Here is a 19,523-nt window from a genome sequence, read left to right on the forward strand (position 1 = left end):
TACAGCGGACCGGGGCGGCCGGGCGAGGGGTTCCCGCCGGCGTCGTCTCCGGCGCGTCACTCACAGCGGGTTAACCGGTCCAGCGCGGGCGGCGGCACCGGCACGGCGCGGAATCCCGAGTACTCGGGTGGGCACAGTGACCATGACCGTGACGTCCTCGCCGTCAATCTCGCATGTGCCCAGTTCTGCGCCGTTGGCCTGGGCCACCCGTTGGGCGGTGGCGCAGGGGTCGGCGGGGGCGAGCACCGAGCTCAGCGCCGTCGCCCCGGCAAGTGCCGCCAGGTCGGCCGCCGAGCGGGCCCGCCCGGCGGCCGACTGGGCCTGAATCAGTCCGGCGGCGCCTAGGGCCAGGCACAGGGCGACGGCGATGATGCCCAGCACCATGACTGTGCCGGAACCCCGCTCGCGGCCCGCCGGTGCTGCGGCACGGCCCGTGCCGCACGCCCGTGTGCCATTGCCCGGGGTGAGGAACGGACGCATGGCCCGCCTCATGGCACACCCGCCTGCGCAGGGGCGGGCTCGGTGTAGGCGCAGGCGCGCGAGCGGGCGGTGAGTCCCAGTCCGCCCAGCGGCCCTGGGACCCGGCGGCTTGCTGTCACACAGGTGAGTTCACCGGTTTCAACGCTGACCGTTACCGGGCCGCCCGCCCGCTGGGCGGCGCCGACGACGTCGCCTGAACCGATCGCGGCCTGACGGGCGGCCACGCGGGCGGCGTCGGTGACCCGCAGCTGGGTGAGGCCGGCACTGATGGTGGCCAGAACCAGCAGCAGGACCAGTGCGACCGCGGGCATGGTGACGGCGAGTTCGGCCGTCACCATGCCCGCCTCGTGCCGCCCGTGCGGGCTGCGGGACTGCCGCCCGCCACGGCCATGCGCAGCCTCCGGGTCAGAACGGCCGCCCTGGCTGCTGGGTGGTCGGCCCGGGGAGGATGGGACGGCGCTGTGAACTAGGCGGCTCGCGGGCGCGTTCGACCACGGGTTCGGTGGTGTCCACATGTCCGCCTCAGCCCACCGAGAGCGCGGACTCGATGACGCCCCGCAGGATGCCGGACAGGCTCCCGGACCGCATGATGGCCAGCAGCAGGCCGGCGAATGCCGCAGCCGCGAGGGTGCCGATCGCGTACTCGGCGGTGGCCATGCCGGCCTCGCCGTCCGGGTCGGGCGCTCCGTCCGGCCCGCGCAGGAAGGGCGGGTTACCGTGGGCGAGGGCCCAGGCGTTGTGCAGCGTCAGCAGGGTGTGCTTCATGGTCTCCTCCTTGAAGAGTCGGGGGATGTGGCCGGCGTTGGCCGTATCCCGCGGGTGGCTTGCCCGCGTATCCAGCGTCGGGTAACCGCCCCGCCCGCGCATCTGTGCCCTTCGAGCCCTGTGGATTGGGGGTGCGCGAACCGCCCCTGTGGACGCCGGTGCCTCTGATGCCACAGCAGGACACCTCGGTGTACTACAAGAATTGCAGCGAGGCCAGGGAGGCGGGTGCCGCTCCGATCCATTCCGGCGAACCGGGCTACCGCAGCGCGCTAGACCGCGACAATGACGGAATTGCCTGCGAGTAGACTGGAGTAGTGTCACGCTTCGCTTACATGCCGACCCGCCGTCGTCTGCTGCAGGGCCTGCCCGTTGTCCTGAGTGCCCCGGCACTGGCGGCCTGCGCCCCACGGACCGGCGGTGCGGCGGCGTCGTCGGCAACCGGCCGTGAGGTGTCGGCCCCCGCGGACGCCTCCATCAGCAACCCGTCCGCCGCCTCGGAGGCCACCATGTCCCCCATCCCCATCCATATCAGCCTCGGCAATGCCTTCGAAGGCACCGTCATGGAGGCGACTCTCGATGACAATGCCGCCACCCGCTCCCTGCTCGCCCAGCTGCCCCTGGAGGTCAGCTTCTCCGACTACGGCGGCCAGGAGCTGACCGCCTCCCTGCCGCAGGACCTGGACACCACGGGCATGAGCGCCGGCGCCCCACAGCCAGGTGATATCGGCTGGTACGAGCCCGGCAAGGTGCTCGTCCTGTACTACGCGGCCGTCGGCTCCTGGCCGGGCCTGTACGTCATTGGGCACACCGACTACGACGTCGTCCTCCTCGCCAGGCAGGCCGACATGCCGGCTTCGATCACCCGGGCGCAGTAACGCACTGGGCAGCAGCCTCCGCCTTGGGCTGAGCACCGAAACTGCGGGGTGGGCCGCCGGGAGTGAGCGGCCGATATCGGCCCGGTAGGGCGACGGCGGCGCGATACTTGGGGGCATGCTCCAGCCGTACTCCCCCTCCGCCGAGCCGCTGACGCGTATGGCGGACGGGACCGTCAAGCAGATCAGTCCCTTCACCGGCACCGAGGTGTGGACCGTGCCCGGGCGCGGCAACCGCCCCATCTCCCACCCTGCGGCTGAGGTGCACGAGCTCACGCAGGCCGAGCGCACGCGCGCCTGCACCTTCTGCCCGGCGCACTACACCGAGACCCCGCCGGAGAAGTCCCGGGTGGTGGCCTCTCCCGGCGGAGGCTTCGAGCGGATCGACGCCCTGCCCGCCTCCGAGCTGTTCGACACTGTCGCCGAGTTCCGCCGCATCCCGAACCTGTTCGAGATCCTGTCCTACGACTACTGGCACGCCAACCACGGCTATGAGGTGCCCGACGCCGCCCGGGAGCGGATGGAGGCCTACCTGGCCGATCCTGCGGGGGCCGCCCACGTGGCCCGGGTGGCCCGCGCCAAGCTGCGCGCCTCCGGACGCAGCCCGGAGGCCTGGGAGAGTATGGACGATGACGCCCGCCGCGAGTACCTGGCGGCCTTCTTCGCCGGCGGTCACGACGTGATCGTGGCGCGAAGGCATTTCACCGACGACGCCGTCGACTCCTCCGCCCTGGCCGGCTCGGGCACGCTCACCCCGGCCGAGCACCGCGCCTATGTCCGCCTGTCCGTGCAGGCCGCCCACGACCTTTACCAGGCCAACCGCTGGGTGCGGTATGTGGCGGTGTTCCAGAATTGGCTGCGCCCGGCCGGGGCCTCCTTCGATCACCTGCACAAGCAGCTGGTCGCGATTGACGAGCGGGGCGTGTCCTCGGAGCTGGAGCTGCAGCGGGTGCGCGCCAACCCGAACCTGTACAACGAGATGGGCGTGGACTACGCCGCCTACCGGGGGCTGCTGGTGGCGTCCAACGAGCACGCCGTCGCATTCGCGGGCTTCGGGCACCGCTACCCCACGCTGGAGGTGTATTCGACGTCGGCCACCTGTGAGCCGTGGCTGATGAGCCGGGACGAGGTGGATGCCGTCTCCGACCTGCTGCATGCACTGCACGCCGCTACGGGGGCGGATGTGCCCAGCAACGAGGAGTGGCACCACAAGCCGCTCGACGTCGACCAGCCGATGCCCTGGCACATCACGCTGAAGTGGCGGGTGTCCACCCTGGCGGGCTTTGAGGGCGGCACCAAGATCTACCTCAACACGATCGACCCGTGGACGCTGCGGGACCGGGTGGTGGCGCGCTTGGAGGACCTGCGGGCGGACCGGCTGATCGCGCCCATGGCGGTGGGCGAGGAGTGCCCGACTACGCCGAACCGGCTGCTGTACAACCCGGTGTTGGGGCGGTGACTGGGTGACTGGCTGCCCTCCTTGGTAGCAGCCGAGGCAGACAGCACACGCCGTGTGACCTGAAGCACTCGCACTCGCATTAACAAAACGGTAGGGTAACGGGAGTCTCGTTTCTTGAACCCTGCTGGGAGGCCACGCATGTGCGGTGACACGGACGCCGACGACCCGGGCCCGAAGCCCAATCTCTACCGCGACGCCCTGTATGACCACTACACGGACGTTGGTAACTCGATCTCCTACAAACTGACCCCGCCCAATGGCGCCGGGCATGTCTGCACTGGGGTTTGCCAGGGGGCCGCGAATGCATGGAAGTCGCCCGCATCGGATGACTGGGTCGACGGCATTGACACGCTCGGCTCCAGCATCCGGAAGGCCTTCAGCGACTACAGAGATGACATCTACGACGCACATGCTGCGGAGCCGGAGACGGTTGAGGTCCCCGGCGAGGATTCATGGAAGGCGGATTGGGAGTGACGCGCAGGTTTCCACCTGCCATTCGCTTCCCCAGCCCGCATCGCCTGCTTGAGGAGACAAGACTATGACGCTGGTCAAGGTCAATATTGAGAATCTACGCTCCGCGGCCACCTCGCTGTCCACCATCGCGGAAAACGTGGAGGAACTTTATGACACCACAACATCGGAGGGTCGCGATCTCAAGCTTTCGACGTCGTCGCTGGCGCATGTGCCCGAGCACGTGGAGAGTCTGCGGAAGGAGTCGACATTCCTGTCCGCGAAGGTCGACTGGATCGTCCTGATCAACTCCGACAGCGAAGGCAACCTGCCTGAGTCCGGGGAGGTTAGCTACGAGGTCAACGGTGAGGACCCGGACACCCTGGAGGAGATGGAGACCGCCCTCGGGGAGGCCATCGCGGATCTCGGCGCCGACATCGCCACCTCGGACTTTGAGAAGGGCGATCCACGCATAGAGACCCTGAACAAGTATCTGGATACCTGGGGCGGCAACAAGAATGTGAATGCCGCCCTGTTCAGCACTCTGGGACCCGATGGGACGCTGGCGCTGACCGAGGCGGTAGGGAACCATGTGGGCTTGGCCTTCAACGTAAGCGGGTCCGAGAGCGAACTGGCCCAGGAGACACTCGAGCAGCTCAAGCGCGGGCTCGGGATCGCCACCCAGCAGTGGGAGCCGGACTATGCGCAGCAGTTCGGCTCCGACCTGGTAGAGGCGGCGCAAGGTCTAGACTACGATTCCCCCTACTACCGGCTCGGGGACCGCAACGAGTCCCTGGCTTACCTCCTGTACAACGCCAACGGCACCAGTAGTCCATTCATACTAGGCGCAGCCGAGAAAATGGAGGAGCTCCAGCTAGCAGCTAATGAGCGCGGCCTACCCAGCCCGTGGGAATGGTATGGGCCCTCACGCTTCCTGCCCGACATGATCAACGAAACCGACGAGGGCTGGGCCTTTGACATCCCCTCGATCATTATGCATGACTTGGGTAGCCATCCCTCCGCCTCTTACCAGTTCCTTTCTGCCGATGACAGCCGGGTCAGCTACTGGGCAGGTCAGCATCCTTATACGAGGGGCGATCTGTCCGGCATTGCCGCCGCCCTGGACTCTGCCTCAACCTACGGACCCATCGTCGCAATGGACAGGCAAGGAACGGCCAGCATTGCCGCCCGTGGCCTGGAGGCGCTAGCGAACCGGGACGACTTCGGCGTCGAGCGAGGCAAACAAGGAGTCGAAGGAGCCCAGTCCCTTGAGCACATCCTTGAGACCTACATGGACTCCCTGGTCGACTCCTACGCAAACTCCCAAACGGACCCGTGCGGCGACAGCCCGACCTACACCATCGGCACAGCAACTCAGCAAAAATTCATCGACAGCCCCTACTTCAGCGTCGGCACATTGGATACGATCCTAGGGGTTGTCGGTCGCGACGGGCAGGCCCTCATCGACCTACGCACCGCGGTCAACAACGCCGAACTCAACTCTCTCCCCGAAGGCAGCACTGACGAAACCCTAGCCCTAGTGGCAGACAGGTGGGGCACCACCGAAGGAGCCATAGCCAACGCCATCGGTACCGGCGGTATCAACGAAAAGCGATCAAATGACGAGTATGCGCAGGCATGGATCGACCTGGCAGGTAAGCCCGCCTCCGAGCTTGCCGGCCTGGCCAAGACCTACGCGCCAGCTGGAACAGCCAAGGGCGTCGGCTGGGCATCGGATGCGCTTGTCAATCACCTAAAAGAGCAAGCTAGCCAGACCTGGGCGAGCGGCGCAGACACCGAAATCGAGAAACAGGAAAAGAGTGCCGACGAGGCGTACTCCTCCTTCATGCGTCGCCTACTTTGGGCGGCCGATGCAGCCGGACTCAACGGCTACCAAGACCCAGACTCTGCCCTCACTCTAGACGGATACGAGTATGCCGCCATACAAGAGCCGGACGGCACCTACCGACTCATCACACCGCAGGAATACGAACTCCTGAGCGACGCCGATAAAGCCGCAACAAATAAAGAACTACAGAATATCGCAACCAACGACTACGGCATGGGAGCCGAGGCAACAAACGTAGACACCAACTTCAATCAGAAGTTTCAGAAGCGGTTTTCATGACACATGCACATGCACCCAGACCGCTCTTTGTGCTGGTACTGACGGCCGGCCTGGTCACTGCTTGTGGCCATGGCGGCGCCGATCAGGAGGTCACCGCCACATCCGAGCCGATCCCCACCACAGCCCTGACACTCGCGGACGTCCCCGGAGCAACCAGCCAGGCCGCCTACCGCGGAATACGCGTGGAAGTACTCTGCAAACGCGTCGAAACCAGCATCCGTAATGCCGCTCTGCGGTCGAATCCGAATCACACAGTCACCGTGGAGCACAAAGTGGGTGATGCCACGGTGCACGAGACCCTCGCCCTCGGCTTGAACACTATATGGCCCAACGGGCGCTTTGCCGGTATTGCGAGCGATATTGCCGCTTGCGACGGCACTGATGAGGAGGTCCAGTTCTGGTCCTACGGCGCGCCCGATTCCGAGACCGGCGTACTCCACGCCACTGCGGGTCTGCCGGATGCCCTGGCGGGCTTCACCATAACCACCACCGGCGAGGACGGCGCCAAGCACCATATTGAGCGCATCTACGCAGCAGTCACCACCAACAACGGCGAGCACCCCGGCATCATCGTGCTGACCACCGTGTCCAGCACCGACCAACCCGCAGCCCTCGCACCAATGGACCTGCTCGACACCGCCCTACAGCGCGCCAACGCCACCCTCGACCCCACCGCCATCACCACCGATATCGGCACCCGCGCCACACCCCACCCCACCAACACCACCGGGCAAGGGTGAAAGCATGACAACCACCCCAGCTAACCCCCACCACTCCCACGCGGCACCAGCCCACTCGGGCGACACCGGAACAGAACAGCGATTCATGACCCGCGCACGTTGCCTTAAGCCGTTCCTGGTGCTGGCACTGGCGGCCAGCCTGGTCACTGGTTGCGGTCACGGCGGCGCCGATCAGGAAGCCACCGCCACACCCGAGCCGATCCCCACCACGGCCCTGACCCTCGCGGACGTCCCCGGAGCAACCAGCCAGGCCGCCTACCCCGGAAAACGCGTGGAAGTACTCTGCAAGCGCATCGAGCCCAGTGTTCACGGTCTCGTTCTACTGTCTGAGCCTGACCACGCTGTCACCGTCGAATACCAGGTGGACGATGTCACGGTTTATGAGACCCTCGCCCTCGCTCTGACCACTACAAGACCCAACGGAAGCTTCGCGAGCATCGCCACGGACATAGCCTCCTGCGACGGCACTGATGAGGAGGTCCAGTTCTGGTCCTACGGCGCGCCCGATTCCGAGACCGGCGTACTCCACGCCACTGCGGGTCTGCCGGATGCCCTGGCGGGCTTCACCATAACCACCACCGGCGAGGATGGCGCCAAGCACCATATTGAGCGCATCTACGCAGCCGTCACCACCAACAACGGCGAGCACCCCGGCGTCATCGTCCTGACCACCGTGTCCAGCACCGACCAACCCGCGACACCCGCACCAATGGACCTGCTCGACACCGCCCTACAGCGCGCCAACGCCACCCTCGACCCCACCGCCATCACCACCGACATCCGCCCCCACACCACACCCCACCCCACCAACACCACCGGGCAAGGGTGAAAGACATGACAACCAACCCAGCTAACCCCCACCACTCCCACGCGGCACCAGCCCACCCGGACGACACCGGAACATAACAGTGACTCATGACCCGCGCCCGCTGCCTCAGATCCTTCCTCGTACTGGCACTGACGGTCGGCCTGCTGACTGGTTGTGGTCACGGCGGCGCCGATCAGGAAGCCACCGCCACACCCGAGCCGATCCCCACCACAGCCCTGACCCTCGCAGACGTCCCCGGAGCAACCACGCAGGCCGCCTACCGCGGAATACGTGTGGAAGTACTATGCAATAGCCTCGAGAACAGCGTTCGCTTTGCAGCCCTGCAGTCGGATCCGTTTCACACGGTCACCGTGGAGTATGAAGTAGGCGATGCCACGGTGCACGAAACACTCGCTCTAGGATTGTTCACCAAGCGACCCAATCTACGTTTCGCAGGCATTGCCGATGACATAGCCTCCTGCGACGGCAATAATGAGGAGGTCCAGTTCTGGTCCGAGGGTCCTCTGGAATCCGGTAGGGGAACCTTCCATGCCACCGTCGGCCTGCCGGACACTCTGGCGGGCTTCACCATGACCTCGACCGGCGAGGACGGTACCGGGCACCACATTGAGCGCATCTACGCAGCAGTCACCACCAACAACGGCGAGCACCCCGGCATCATCGTGCTGACCACCGTGTCCAACACCGACCAACCCGCTTCCCCCGCACCACTAGACCTGCTCGACACCGCCCTACAGCGCGCCAACGCCGCCCTCGACCCAACCGCCATCACCACCGACATCCGCCCCCACACCACACCCCACCCCGCCAACACCACCGGGCAAGGGTGAAAGACATGACAACCAACCCAGCTAACCCCCACCACTCCCACGCGGCACCAGCCCACTCGGGCGACACCGGAACAGAACAGCGATTCATGACCCGCGCCCGCTGCCTCAGATCCTTCCTCGTACTGGCACTGACGGTCGGCCTGCTGACTGGTTGTGGTCACGGCGGCGCCGATCAGGAGGCCACCGCCACACCCGAGCCGATCCCCACCACAGCCCTGACCCTCGCAGACGTCCCCGGAGCAACCACGCAGGCCGCCTACCGCGGAAAACGTGTGGAAGTACTCTGCAAACGCGTCGAAACCAGTATCCGCAACGCCGTCCTGCTGTCAGAGCCGTTTCACGCGGTTACCGTAGAATATGAGGTGCGTGACGCAACGGTTCACCAGACGCTCGCCCTGAATCTGAACACTATCAGACCTAACGGGAGTTTCGCCACCATTACCAATGACATTGCCGCTTGCGACGGCGCCAGTGAGGAGGTCCAGTTCTGGTCCGACGGCGCACGCGATTCCGAAAATGGCATCATCCACACAATCGAGGGTCTGCCGGATGCCCTGGCGGGTTTCACCATGACCTCGACCGGCGAGGACGGTACCGGGCACCACATTGAGCGCATCTACGCAGCCGTCACCACCAACGACGGCAAAGAGCCCGGCGCCATCGTCCTGACCACCGTGTCCAACACCGAAAAGCCCGCAACACCCGCACCAATGGACCTGCTTGACACCGCCCTCGAACGCGCTAACGCGACCCTGGACCCAACCGCCATCACCACCGACATCCGCCCCCACACCACACCCCAACCCACCACCACCCCCTAGCCAGATAGGCGCTGTGCGGGGCGTTGGAAGAAATTCAAAGAACTTCTCAGGGTTACTGGGTGTTATTGGCGTTCGGGACCTGTATTTCACCGACCGGAATTTAGGGCTGTTAGCTTGTGTGGGTATGGCGGCCTGGCGGGCGGCGGTTGGTGCGTTTGGGCCGACTAGCTCCGCTTGGACTGCCTGGCTCCATGGGGACTGCGTAGTCCTGCCTGGTCTGCCCGGAGGAACTCTCAGGCGGTCCAGCTAGAGGAACATGGTGGCTCTTCGTGTTTGTGGGTGTGGGGGTTTGAGCTGGGGGTGCTGGTATTGGTTGTGTTCAGGGCCCTGTTTGACGAGAACCGGCCCATCAGGTGGTTGTGTTCGAGCGTGGGAGGTCGTCCTCATCCGCCCCCGAAACGACCCGCTGCGCCCGGCCGAGTACGACCCCGCCGGCCCGAGAACGACCTCCACGCGGCGAATACGACCTCATCCGCCCGAGAACGTCCCCAGTGCGGCGAAAACGACCTCGTGGGCCCGAAACCCTCCACGATGTGGAGGGTGTGGGGCGTATGAGGTCGTATTCGGTCGGAGTCGGATAGTCGAGTACGACCTCACACGCCCGAAAACGACCTCATCCGCCCCAAAACGACCCCCTGCGCCCGGCCGAATACGACCTCTCCAACCCGAGAACGACCTCCGCACGGCGAAAACGACCTCGCCAGCCCGAAAACGACCTCGCGCACCCGGCGACCACCGATACGCAGCAGTCCTCCAACCCGAACTCCACGCCCTCGAACCGGAAAAGCCGCCAATCCGCCCTCACGCCCGCTACCACGGACGCCGAACAGGCCGTGACGAGCCGCCACCGGTTCGCCGTTCGTGACGTCGCATTCGCGCCGGTCACGCAAGCATGAAGCACCGCCGCCGCGGCAAGGCGGCGAAGCCCTTACACCGGACGGCGGCAACTTCGTCATTCACCAATCGTTGACGCACGGCGTCGTCCGGGAAGCAGCGCAACTGTCCCACACACTCGGTTGCGCACGCGCCTTACCGCATTACAGCCCGAGTGCGCTGCGCTCCTCAATACCGACCCAGCCGACACGTCCCTCCAGCGCCCGGAACCAGCGGGCGAGCGCGGGCCAGAAGGCGACCGACGGCGCCTCACCACCGGGGTAGTAGGCGCGCCCACCGTACTCATATGCCTGCACGGTGGTGAACAGGCGAATGTCACTACCCGTGGGAGCGGCACCGCACAGGAACTGCTCCACGGACACCACGGCGGACAGCGGCGGCACGTCCTGCACGGTCAGGGCCGCCTCGCGGGACGCCTCCATCTTGGTGGCGCGGGCCAGCAGGGTGTCGACGACGTCGAAGGCCAGCAGCACGCTGTTCGCGGCCGTCGTCGCCTCCTCGGTGTCCTTGGAATGGGTGGCGGTAGAGTGCGGACGGTTGATGTGCTCGCCGATCCACTTGTCCCAAGCGTCGGTTGAGTTGCGCCGGTCCAGGGGGTACAGGTCCGGTGCGCCGGCGCGGTGCAGCGGCTTCCAGGCGGTGGCAAGGTCGAAGAGCAGATCCCCGGAGTCGTCTACGACGACGTGCCCGGTGGTGGTGTCCACCAGCGCCGGCACCGTAGGCGGCGGGGTGTATCCGGGGGTGCCTGCGTAGACCTCCGCAATCGAGGTTGCGTTCCCCAGAGTCGGGTCGGGCCCGGGCTCGCCATCGGGGCCGGTCAGCTCCCAGAAGCCGTCAACGCCGCGCCCATAGCTCCAGGAGACCGGGATCGCCTCCGTCAGGCCCAGCAGCCGCCGGGCAATGAGGACTCTGCGGCACCAGGGGCAGGAAGCGGAGGCTACCAAGCGGTAGCGGCCGGCCTCGACTGGCAGGTCTCCTTCAGTGAAACGGTGCGAGTGGGCGATGGCCATGGGTGCCTCCCGGAGCATGGAAACGAACGTCATATGGGCTCAAACCTATGGTGACCCCTGCACCGGCCTCCCGTCAGCCCCTTCACCGGAGGCGAACCCGCATTGTGAACTTGCCGTGCGCCGTACTCACCTCGGAGGCACCACCGCCGTCACTTCTACCGGTCTCGGCACGTAACAAGTGCCGGTCTCGGCACGTAACAAGTGCCGGTCTCGGTGGGGAGGGCGCGGGCGGCAGGTACCGGTACGAGCCGGTTCGGGTCAGGCAGCCCGTAGGCGCGCGGCGCGCCGGCGGGCCTGGGCGTCGGGGTCGGGAACCGGCACGGCCCCGACCAGCCGCCGCGTGTACTCCTCGCGCGGGTGGGCGAGCACCTGCCGGGTGGGCCCTGCCTCGACCACCCGCCCATGAGCGAGCACCACCGTCCGGGTGGCCAGGGAGTCCACCACCGCCAGGTCGTGGGAGACGAACAGGCAGGCGAAGCCCAGCTCGGACTGCAGCTGACGCAGCAGCTCCAGCACCACCGCCTGCACCGACACGTCCAAGGCACTGGTCGGCTCGTCCGCGATCACCAGCCGCGGGTCCAAGGCCAGGGCCCGGGCGATGGCGACGCGCTGCCGCTGGCCGCCACTCATCTCATGCGGGTAGCGGTCCGCCAGAGCCTCCGGCAGGCGGACGGCATCCAGCAGCTCACGCACCCGGGCCCGCCGCTCAGCGGAGCTATAGCCTCCGTGCACGAGCATCGGCTCGGCAATGGCGGCACCCACCGTACGGCGCGGGTTCAGGGAGGACGCCGGATTCTGGTAGACGACGCCGGTGGCCCGCCGCGCGGGCAGGAGAGCGCGGCGCCCGGCTCCGGCCACCTCCACGCCGCACACGCGCACCGACCCGGCTGCGATAGGCACCAGCCCGGTCAGGGTGCCGGCAATGGTTGACTTCCCCGAGCCGGACTCACCCACCAGGCCTAGTACCTCGCCCGCGTCGATGTGCAGGGACACGTCGTGCACCGCGTGTACCCTGCGGCGGCGGTTGCGGTAGACGACGTCGAGCCCGCGGATCTCGACGACGGACTCGCCCTGCGGCTGCCCGTCGCCAGGGGCACCGGCGCTAACCGCCGCAACCGCGGCCCCGCCCGGAGGCGGCGCTGCACTCGACCTGCCCTCCTGCGGCGTCTGCGTACCCTCCACAGCCCCATCCACTGCGTTACCCGCCGTGCCCTCCGCAGCATTACCCGCTGCGTTATCCGCGTTGGACCCCACGTCCCCGGCGCGCAGGGACTCCAGCCGAGGCACGGCTGCCAGCAGGGCGCGGGTGTAGGGGTGGCCCGGGTGGGCGAACAGCTCCCGGGTACGGCCCCGCTCCACAATTCGGCCATGCCGCATGACGGCGACGTCGTCGGCCACATCCGCGACCACCCCCATGTCATGCGTGATCAGCAGCACGGCGACCCCGGACTCGGTCAGCGAGCGCAGCAGGTCCAGGATCCCGGCCTGCACGGTGACGTCCAGGGCCGTGGTCGGCTCGTCCGCGATCAGGACCGGCGGGTCCGCGGCCATGGCCAGGGCGATGCAGGCGCGCTGCAGCTGACCGCCGGACAGCTGGTGGGGGTAGGAGCGGGCTATGCGCTCAACCTGCTCACCATCCCCCAGGCCCACGCGCCGGAGCAGCTCCAGCACGCGGGCACGCACCTGGCTGCGACGCTGACGACCCACCGCATGAATGCGTACTGCCTCACCGATCTGGGCGGCGATGGTCTCCAGCGGGTCCAGCGCCGTCGTCGGCTCCTGGAACACGGTGCCGACCAGCCGCCCGCGCACATCGTCAAGCACCTCCCGGGATGCCCCCACCAGCTGCAGGTCCGGCGGGGCAGCGGGTGCCGGCGCTCCGTCCGCGGTGCGGTCGGCGGCGTCGGGGGCACGGGGCGCGTCGACCACGACGGCGGAGCCGGTAACGACGGCGGTAGGCGGGAGCAGGCCGAGGGCGCCCATGGCGGTAACCGACTTGCCGGACCCGGACTCGCCCACCAGGGCGAGCACCCGGCCGGGCACCAGGTCCAGGTCGATATCGGCACTGGCGTGCTCGACCGTGCCGGCGAAGGACACCCCGAAGCCGCGCAGCGACAGCACCGGGACGGGCTCCACCGCGTCCCTGACCGAGGGCTTCGGCGCGTCCGTCGCCTGCTGCGCCGTCACGGCCTGGTCGGAGTCGGCCGTCCGCTCCCCGGTCGGCTCCTGCTCCCGGCCGCGCACTACTCGCTCACTCCCAGCACCAGGTAGTTGGGGTAGGCGGGGAAGGGCGCCACGAAGAAGCCGGTCACCTTCGAGCCGTGCAGGAAGGAGTTGCGGCGGTTGACCAGCGGGACCCCGGGAACATCCTCGGCGATACGCCGGTCCAGCGCCGCCCACTTGGCGGCGGCCGCCTCCGCGTCGGTCTCCTGCAGCGCCTCGGTGATCAGCCGGTCCACCTCCGGCTCGGAGTAGCGGGAGACGTTGTGCCCGCCCTGGCCGATCTCGGAGGAGGCGTACAGGGGCTGAATGTTGGCGTTGGCCGACGGGTAGTCGGGGTTCCAGGACACCACGGTCAGGTCGTAGGTGGAGCCGTCGCCCTGGGTGGCCCGCTCGGTGTAGGCGTCGGTGGTCTGCGGGTCGATGGTCACCTTCAGCCCCAGCTCGGTCAGCGACTGCTGCACGGCCTGGGAGATCGCCAGGCGCGCCTCATTGTTCTGCGACAGCAGGATCAGCTCCGGCACCTCCTTGCCCTCCAGCAGCTCCTTGGCCTTGTCCATGTCCGTGGGGTAGAGGTCGTAGTCCTCCTGCCCGGGGATGCCCGGGGTGATGTAGGTGGTGGCGATGCCGGCACCCAGCTCCCCGCCCAGGGTGCGCTGCACGGCGGTCTTGTCAACAGCGTAGGCGATCGCCTGGCGCACCTCCGGGTCGGTGATGCGCTCGGTGTTGATCGCCAGGTACAGCAGCGGGCCCGGGTCGGAGGTGGCCAGGCGTGCGGACACGGAGTCGTTGGCACTGACCTGGGCCAGCTTGGACGCGGTCAGCAGCTGGGCGGAGAAGGCGTACTGGTCATTGCCTGAGTCGGCGATCAGCCGCTGGCTGACGGTGTCCTCGTCCTGCCCCAGGGAGAAGACGATCTCGTCAGGCAGGGCTGAGCGCACCTGGTCTGTGGCTGCCGACCAGTTCTCGTTGCGGGCGAGGGTCACCGAGTTGCCCTGGCGGTACTCCTGCACCCGGTAGGGGCCGGAGGCCACGGGCGCCTGGGCGTAGGTGGCGGGGTCATCGCTGGCCTCGGGCACGGGCGCGAAGGCCGGCAGGGACACGATCCACGGCCAGTCGCCGTAGGCGTGGTCCAGGTGGAAGATGATGGTGGTCTCGTCCGGCACCTCAATGGAGTCCAGGTGCTCCCCGTCATAGGGGCCGGTGTAGTCGCCGGCGCCCGCCAGCAGGGTCTTGTGGTAGCCCAGCCCGCCGGACAGGGCGGGGGCGAAGGAGCGCTCGATGCCGTACTTGATCTGGGAGGCGGTGATCGGGGTGCCGTCCTCCAGGGTGATGCCCTCCTTGAGGGTGTAGGTCCAGGTCAGGCCGTCATCTGAGGCGGTACCCGTGTCCGTGGCCAGGTCGGGTACGACGGCGGGTACGCCGTCGGCGGTGATGTCCCAGGTGGTCAGGCGGCGGTGCACCAGCGCCAGGGAAGTGGTGGCCAGGGACTGGCTCTTGGCGGGGTCCCAGTTGATGTCGGTGTCGGTGCTGAGCACGTACAGGGTGCCGCCGGACGCGCCCGTGGCGGCCGCGGCACTCTCAGCACCGGCGGAGCTGCGGGAGTTGGCGCCGCAGGCGGCCAGTGCCAGGGCCAGGCCGGAGACACCGGCCCCGGCCAGCAGGCCGCGGCGGGAGACAGCGAGACCGGTCTCGGAGCGCCGCGCGGAGGCGGGCTGCGACGTCGTCGGGCGGGTGGAAGACATGAGTTTGTCCTTTCGGGTGGATGACGGCAGAAGTGGAATTCGGGGGCTCAGACCCGTGGGTCGATGAAGGTGGCCACAGCGTCCATCAGCAGGTTCGCCACAATCACGAAGGCGGCGGAGACCAGCGTGACACCGGTGATCACCGGCAGGTCGGTGGAGCCGACGGCGTCCATCAGCAGGGCGCCGAGCCCAGGCATGGAGAAGACGCGCTCGGTGATGACGGCGCCGCCGAGCATGCCGCCCAGGTCGAGGGCGAAGTAGGTCAGCACCGGCAGGGACACGTTGTGCATCACGTGGCGGCCAATCACCCGGCGCTCGGGCAGGCCGACGGCGCGGGCTGTGCGCACGTAGTCCTCACCCAGGTTCTCCAGCATCTCTCCACGCACCATGCGTGCGTAGACGGCGGCGGAGATCAGGGCCAGCACGCACCATGGCAGAACCAGGTGCCACGCCCAGTCAATGGGACTGTCCGTCAGCGGCACATAGCCGGAGACGGGCACCATATCCAGGGTGAAGCCGAACAGGAGGATGCCGAGCAGGCCCAGCAGGTACGACGGCGTCGACACGCCAATGACGGTTCCAGTCATGATCGCCCGGTCCAGGCGGCTGCCGCGCCTCAGTGCGGAGACCGCACCCGCACCCACGCCGATGATCAGCCACAGGACAGCGGCGCCGATCGCAATCGATGCGGTCACCGGCAACCGGGAGACGATCAGCTCCGTGACCGGCGTCGACAGGCGGAAGGAGTAGCCCAGGCACGGGGCGGCGCAGGTGATCGCGGAGGCGCCCGAGCCGAAGGTGCGCCCGGTGAAGATCCCGGACAGGTAGTTCCAGAACTGGGTGTACCAGGGCTGGTCGTAGCCCATGAAGCCGCGGGCACGTTCCAGGTTCTCCGGCGTGCAGGGCTTGCCGCAGGCCATGGTGGCGGGGTCAGAGGGCCACAGGGAGAAGACCGCGAAGGTCACGAAGGCGATGATCACCAGCACCAGCAGGGTCTGGGCGGTGCGGGAGGCAAGAAAGCGCAGGCGGTTCATCGGGCCTCACCGGTCCTGGGGTCAAGGGCGTCGCGCAGGCCGTCACCGAACAGGTTGAAGGCGAGAGTCACCGTCAGCAGGGCGGCGCCGGGGAACAGTAGGTACCAGGGATCCGTGCTCACCCACGTCACCGCGCTGCCGATGGCGCGTCCCCAGGAAGGGGTGGGTGGGGCCACACCAACCCCGAGGAATGACAGGGCCGCCTCGGAGGTGATCTTGCCGGGGATGGAGATAGTGGTGAACACGATGATCGTGGCCACCAGGCCGGGAAGGATCTGCGTGGTGACAACATGCCACTGGGAGGCGCCCATGGCCCGGGAGGCGCCCACGTAGGTGCGTGAGCGCAGGGACAGGGTGCGGGCTCGCAGGACCCGGGCGGTTGAGGGCCAGCCGAGAATCCCAATGATGGCGATCATCACCGGCACGCGTGGGGCGGTCGCGGGCACGATCGCGGACACCGCAATCATGAACACCAGATTGGGGAAGCCGAGGGTGATATCGGTCAGGCGGGAGACCAGCGCGTCCCACCAGCCGCCGAAGTACCCGGCGGACACGCCCAGGATGATGGCGATGACCATGGACAGGACGGTGGCGCCCATGCCGATCGCGAAGGAGGTGCGGGTGCCCTCAACCACAATGGCGAACAGGTCGCGCCCGGTCTGCGGCTCCACGCCGAAGGGGTGGGCGGCACTGATTCCGCCGAAGCGGCCCAGCGGCAGCCCCGCCGCGTCCAGGGCGTCGAGGTCGTAGGTGTAGGGGTCCACGCCGAGGGCGCGCGTGATCAGCGGGGCGAACAAGGCGACCAGGGTCGTCAGGATCACGATGCCGGCCCCGATCACGGCCGCCCGGTCGGAGCGCAGCCGACGCAGGCGGGCGCGCGCAGCGGAGGTGGGTGAGGCCCCGGCGCCGGGCGCGGCGAGGGCTGTTGGGACGGCGTCGGCGGGCGCCGACGCGGCGTCAGGGGGGTCCTGGACGGACGTGTGCACGGGGCACCTCACATGGGCTCGGGAGCGCAGAGCGCTCGGAATGGATGGCGAACGGGTATGGAGCTGTCGTCAACGACAGCAACAACACATTCGCTCGGCCAGCATGTTAGGTGGTTCCTCCGGGGATCGGATTGCGTTCGGCACGCTCCGGAGAGCCGGTTCGACCGCCGACGCCGGGTGGCGTCGGGGCGAGACGCTAGCAGCGTGCTGAGTAGTTTGACGAGTAGCCACGGCATTGTGAGACCAGGCTCTCACCCACCCCAGCGAGTTCGGTAGACAAAACCACCGAGTTCGGTAGATATGACCGCCGAGTTCGGTAGCTATCACGCCGCACCCCGCCAGCGGCGGAGTCAGCCGACGTCGGCGTCGGAGGGGACGAGTTCCACGCCCGCCTCCGCCATGGCGGCGCGGGCCGCCTCACCCTGCTCGGGGCTGACGGGGGCAGTCAGGTCGGTCAGGACGCGTACCCGGTAGCCGCCTTGCACGCCGTCGAGCGCCGTCTCCTTCACACAGTGGGACTCGGCCAGCCCGACCACGTCCAGGGCCTCGATGCCGTGGGAGCGCAGAACCGCGTCCAGTACGGAGCCGGTCTCGTCCACACCCTCGAAACCGGAGTAGGCCGCGGCGTACTGACCCTTCTTCACACTCACGTCCGGCGCCAGCCCCGCCAGGGCGGGGTGCAGCTGGGCCTCGGCCGTGCCGGCGACGCCGTGCGGCGGCCAGGTGTCCACGAAGTCCGGGGTATCGGAGAAGTGCTCTCCGGGGTCGATATGCCAGTCCTGGGTGGTTACCACCAGCTCGTAGTCGCCGCGGTGAGCGGACGCGTAGTCGGCCACCCGAGCGGCGACGGCGTTGCCCCGGGTACGGCCAGGGCGCCTCCCTCGCAGAAGGTCGGCTGAACGTCGACGATTATCAGGGCACGGCTGGCTGCGGTCATAGCGCCACGCTAGCCACCCTGGTGTCTTGACACAAGGCGGAGCGGCCCAGTGTCAAAATTGATGACAAACGGCTCGCGCGACCGCGCGCACCAGCGCGGTGCCCGCATGATTTCGCCATTTTCAAGACCGTCAAGAACGTCGGCGCCCCCGTTTGTCATCATTTTTGACAGCCACGTGCGGGCGGCCGAGTAGGTCATCGCATGCGGCCAACAGGCTCCGGACCTCCGCGCCCACCTTCCCGAGGTGGACGTCCTTGCCGGTGAAACGAGCAACTCGATACCCCTGTCGGACCAGTTCCCGATCACGGGTGCGATCCTTAGCGAACTGAAAGTCGTCCTCGTGGTAGGTGTAGCCGTCCAGCTCCATAACCAGGCGGCCGCCAACCAGCAGGTCCACCTCTCCCACACGCGGAATGACCACCCCGTCCTCGAAGGGGATCCCGGCGTCGTGCAACTGCAAACGGGCCAGAGTTTCTAGCGGGGAGCGCGCCCGCGGACTGGCCAGCGCCAGCCGCCGTAACGCCTGCCGAGACCCCGGGCCCCGCAGCAGCGCCGCAATCGCCTCGACACTGGTATGTCCCCGGTGAAGGGCGGCGTCGCAGGCCATAAGTGGCGCTTCACGGTCGGGATCGCAGCGCAGGTAGCGCGCCAGCATGAGCGGCGCCGACGCCACCGGGAACCGAGTCAGGGGAGGCGGCTCAAGGGAGCCTTCAGCATGCAGCACCTCGCCTTTGAGCGAAGGCACTGTTCTGCCGCGAGGAACCGCCAGATGCACCGGCGTCCACAGCCGCGGGCATGGGTACCCATAGTGCCTGGCGGCGTGCATACAGGTAATCACCCCGCCGTGGATGCGCGCCAGCACCAGGTCCCAGCCCACGCCGGGCAAACTCACCACCCCATGGGGGTGCGCAATCAGCTCACGTGCCTCGACCAGCCTCGCGACGTGACGCCGCTCCGTCCGATCCGGGTGCAAGTCCCGTAGCCGAACGGCGCCATGGCAAGCCCGTACCCGCACCAGAATGTCGTCATCCTGTCTCATAGCCCGAGGCTGCGCCGGTTGAAGACGCCGCGCCAACCGCCCGAACGAGCTCTGTGAACTGCCCCCGCACGAACCGTGCCTGTGGACACCGGGCGCACCTGCCCTCCGAGCGCCCCTCAATGTGTCAAAAATGATGACAAACGCTGCGGGCACACGCCCGCGGCAACTCCGTATCCGCGTGATTCCACCGTTTTCAAGGACGACGCCGACGGCGACCAGCCCGTTTGTCATCAATTCTGACACCCGCCCCAGACGACGTTCCCACGCCACAAACGACGGGTCCC

Annotated in this window: 18 protein-coding genes and 1 pseudogene; 9 read left to right on the top strand and 10 right to left on the bottom strand. The window is 67.6% G+C overall.

What is annotated here, in order from left to right; all coding sequences use genetic code 11:
* Positions 1–60 precede the first annotated feature (60 nt).
* From CWT12_RS11690 to CWT12_RS11700, 3 genes are all read right to left on the bottom strand, one after another.
* Positions 61–480: an Rv3654c family TadE-like protein gene (locus CWT12_RS11690; RefSeq protein WP_161924942.1), complete on the bottom strand. Its 420-nt coding sequence runs from the start codon at positions 478–480 to the stop codon at positions 61–63.
* An 8-nt stretch (positions 481–488) separates the two neighbouring features.
* Positions 489–818: a TadE family type IV pilus minor pilin gene (locus tag CWT12_RS11695; protein WP_161924943.1), complete on the bottom strand. Its 330-nt coding sequence runs from the start codon at positions 816–818 to the stop codon at positions 489–491.
* A gap of 184 nt (positions 819–1,002) precedes the next feature.
* Positions 1,003–1,245, bottom strand: coding sequence for a DUF4244 domain-containing protein (locus CWT12_RS11700; RefSeq protein WP_161924944.1), 243 nt, complete (start codon positions 1,243–1,245; stop codon positions 1,003–1,005).
* 167 nt (positions 1,246–1,412) lie between these two features.
* Between CWT12_RS11700 and CWT12_RS11705 the strand changes: the two genes are divergently transcribed.
* From CWT12_RS11705 to CWT12_RS11745, 9 genes are all read left to right on the top strand, one after another.
* Positions 1,413–1,550, top strand: coding sequence for an excalibur calcium-binding domain-containing protein (locus CWT12_RS11705; RefSeq protein ID WP_161924945.1), 138 nt, complete (start codon positions 1,413–1,415; stop codon positions 1,548–1,550).
* A gap of 9 nt (positions 1,551–1,559) precedes the next feature.
* Positions 1,560–2,120 carry a cyclophilin-like fold protein gene (locus tag CWT12_RS11710; RefSeq protein ID WP_202616209.1) on the top strand — a complete coding sequence of 187 codons (561 nt, stop codon included), beginning with the start codon at positions 1,560–1,562 and terminating at the stop codon, positions 2,118–2,120.
* Positions 2,121–2,235: 115 nt separating this feature from the next.
* Complete coding sequence (locus CWT12_RS11715) at positions 2,236–3,576, top strand: DUF4921 family protein (RefSeq protein ID WP_161924946.1); 1,341 nt, start codon at positions 2,236–2,238, stop codon at positions 3,574–3,576.
* A 138-nt stretch (positions 3,577–3,714) separates the two neighbouring features.
* Positions 3,715–4,050: a hypothetical protein gene (locus CWT12_RS11720; protein ID WP_161924947.1), complete on the top strand. Its 336-nt coding sequence runs from the start codon at positions 3,715–3,717 to the stop codon at positions 4,048–4,050.
* A gap of 64 nt (positions 4,051–4,114) precedes the next feature.
* Entirely contained in the window at positions 4,115–6,154 is a 2,040-nt protein-coding gene (locus CWT12_RS11725; protein WP_161924948.1) for a hypothetical protein, read from the top strand.
* Positions 6,151–6,894, top strand: coding sequence for a hypothetical protein (locus CWT12_RS11730; protein ID WP_161924949.1), 744 nt, complete (start codon positions 6,151–6,153; stop codon positions 6,892–6,894). The genes CWT12_RS11725 and CWT12_RS11730 overlap by 4 nt, the downstream gene beginning before the upstream one ends.
* Before the next feature lie 85 nt (positions 6,895–6,979).
* Entirely contained in the window at positions 6,980–7,723 is a 744-nt protein-coding gene (locus CWT12_RS11735) for a hypothetical protein (RefSeq protein WP_161924950.1), read from the top strand.
* Positions 7,724–7,809: 86 nt separating this feature from the next.
* Positions 7,810–8,553, top strand: a complete 744-nt coding sequence (locus tag CWT12_RS11740; RefSeq protein ID WP_161924951.1) for a hypothetical protein — start codon at positions 7,810–7,812, stop codon at positions 8,551–8,553.
* Positions 8,554–8,558: 5 nt separating this feature from the next.
* A complete protein-coding gene (locus CWT12_RS11745; RefSeq protein WP_161924952.1) occupies positions 8,559–9,374 on the top strand; it encodes a hypothetical protein in 816 nt (271 codons plus the stop codon).
* Positions 9,375–10,411: 1,037 nt separating this feature from the next.
* Here CWT12_RS11745 and CWT12_RS11750 read toward each other — a convergent pair.
* From CWT12_RS11750 to CWT12_RS11780, 7 genes and pseudogenes are all read right to left on the bottom strand, one after another.
* Entirely contained in the window at positions 10,412–11,278 is an 867-nt protein-coding gene (locus tag CWT12_RS11750; RefSeq protein ID WP_161925474.1) for a glutathione transferase, read from the bottom strand.
* Between the two features lie 258 nt (positions 11,279–11,536).
* The gene (locus CWT12_RS11755) at positions 11,537–13,522 is read right to left on the bottom strand and encodes a dipeptide ABC transporter ATP-binding protein (protein ID WP_237564176.1); all 1,986 of its coding nucleotides are present in this window, start codon (positions 13,520–13,522) and stop codon (positions 11,537–11,539) included.
* Entirely contained in the window at positions 13,522–15,243 is a 1,722-nt protein-coding gene (locus CWT12_RS11760; RefSeq protein WP_161924953.1) for an ABC transporter substrate-binding protein, read from the bottom strand. Before CWT12_RS11760 ends, CWT12_RS11755 begins: the two co-directional genes overlap by 1 nt.
* Positions 15,244–15,290: 47 nt before the next feature.
* Positions 15,291–16,277 (bottom strand): ABC transporter permease, encoded by a 987-nt coding sequence (locus tag CWT12_RS11765; protein ID WP_161924954.1) that lies wholly within the window; start codon positions 16,275–16,277, stop codon positions 15,291–15,293.
* Positions 16,274–17,263 (bottom strand): ABC transporter permease, encoded by a 990-nt coding sequence (locus CWT12_RS11770; protein ID WP_161924955.1) that lies wholly within the window; start codon positions 17,261–17,263, stop codon positions 16,274–16,276. The genes CWT12_RS11765 and CWT12_RS11770 overlap by 4 nt, the downstream gene beginning before the upstream one ends.
* Before the next feature lie 350 nt (positions 17,264–17,613).
* A pseudogene (locus CWT12_RS11775) lies at positions 17,614–18,200 on the bottom strand (isochorismatase family protein).
* A gap of 130 nt (positions 18,201–18,330) precedes the next feature.
* Positions 18,331–18,924: an endonuclease domain-containing protein gene (locus CWT12_RS11780; protein WP_237564177.1), complete on the bottom strand. Its 594-nt coding sequence runs from the start codon at positions 18,922–18,924 to the stop codon at positions 18,331–18,333.
* Between the last annotated feature and the right edge of the window lie 599 nt (positions 18,925–19,523).

The sequence above is a fragment of the Actinomyces sp. 432 genome (assembly GCF_009930875.1).
Classification (GTDB): domain Bacteria; phylum Actinomycetota; class Actinomycetes; order Actinomycetales; family Actinomycetaceae; genus Actinomyces.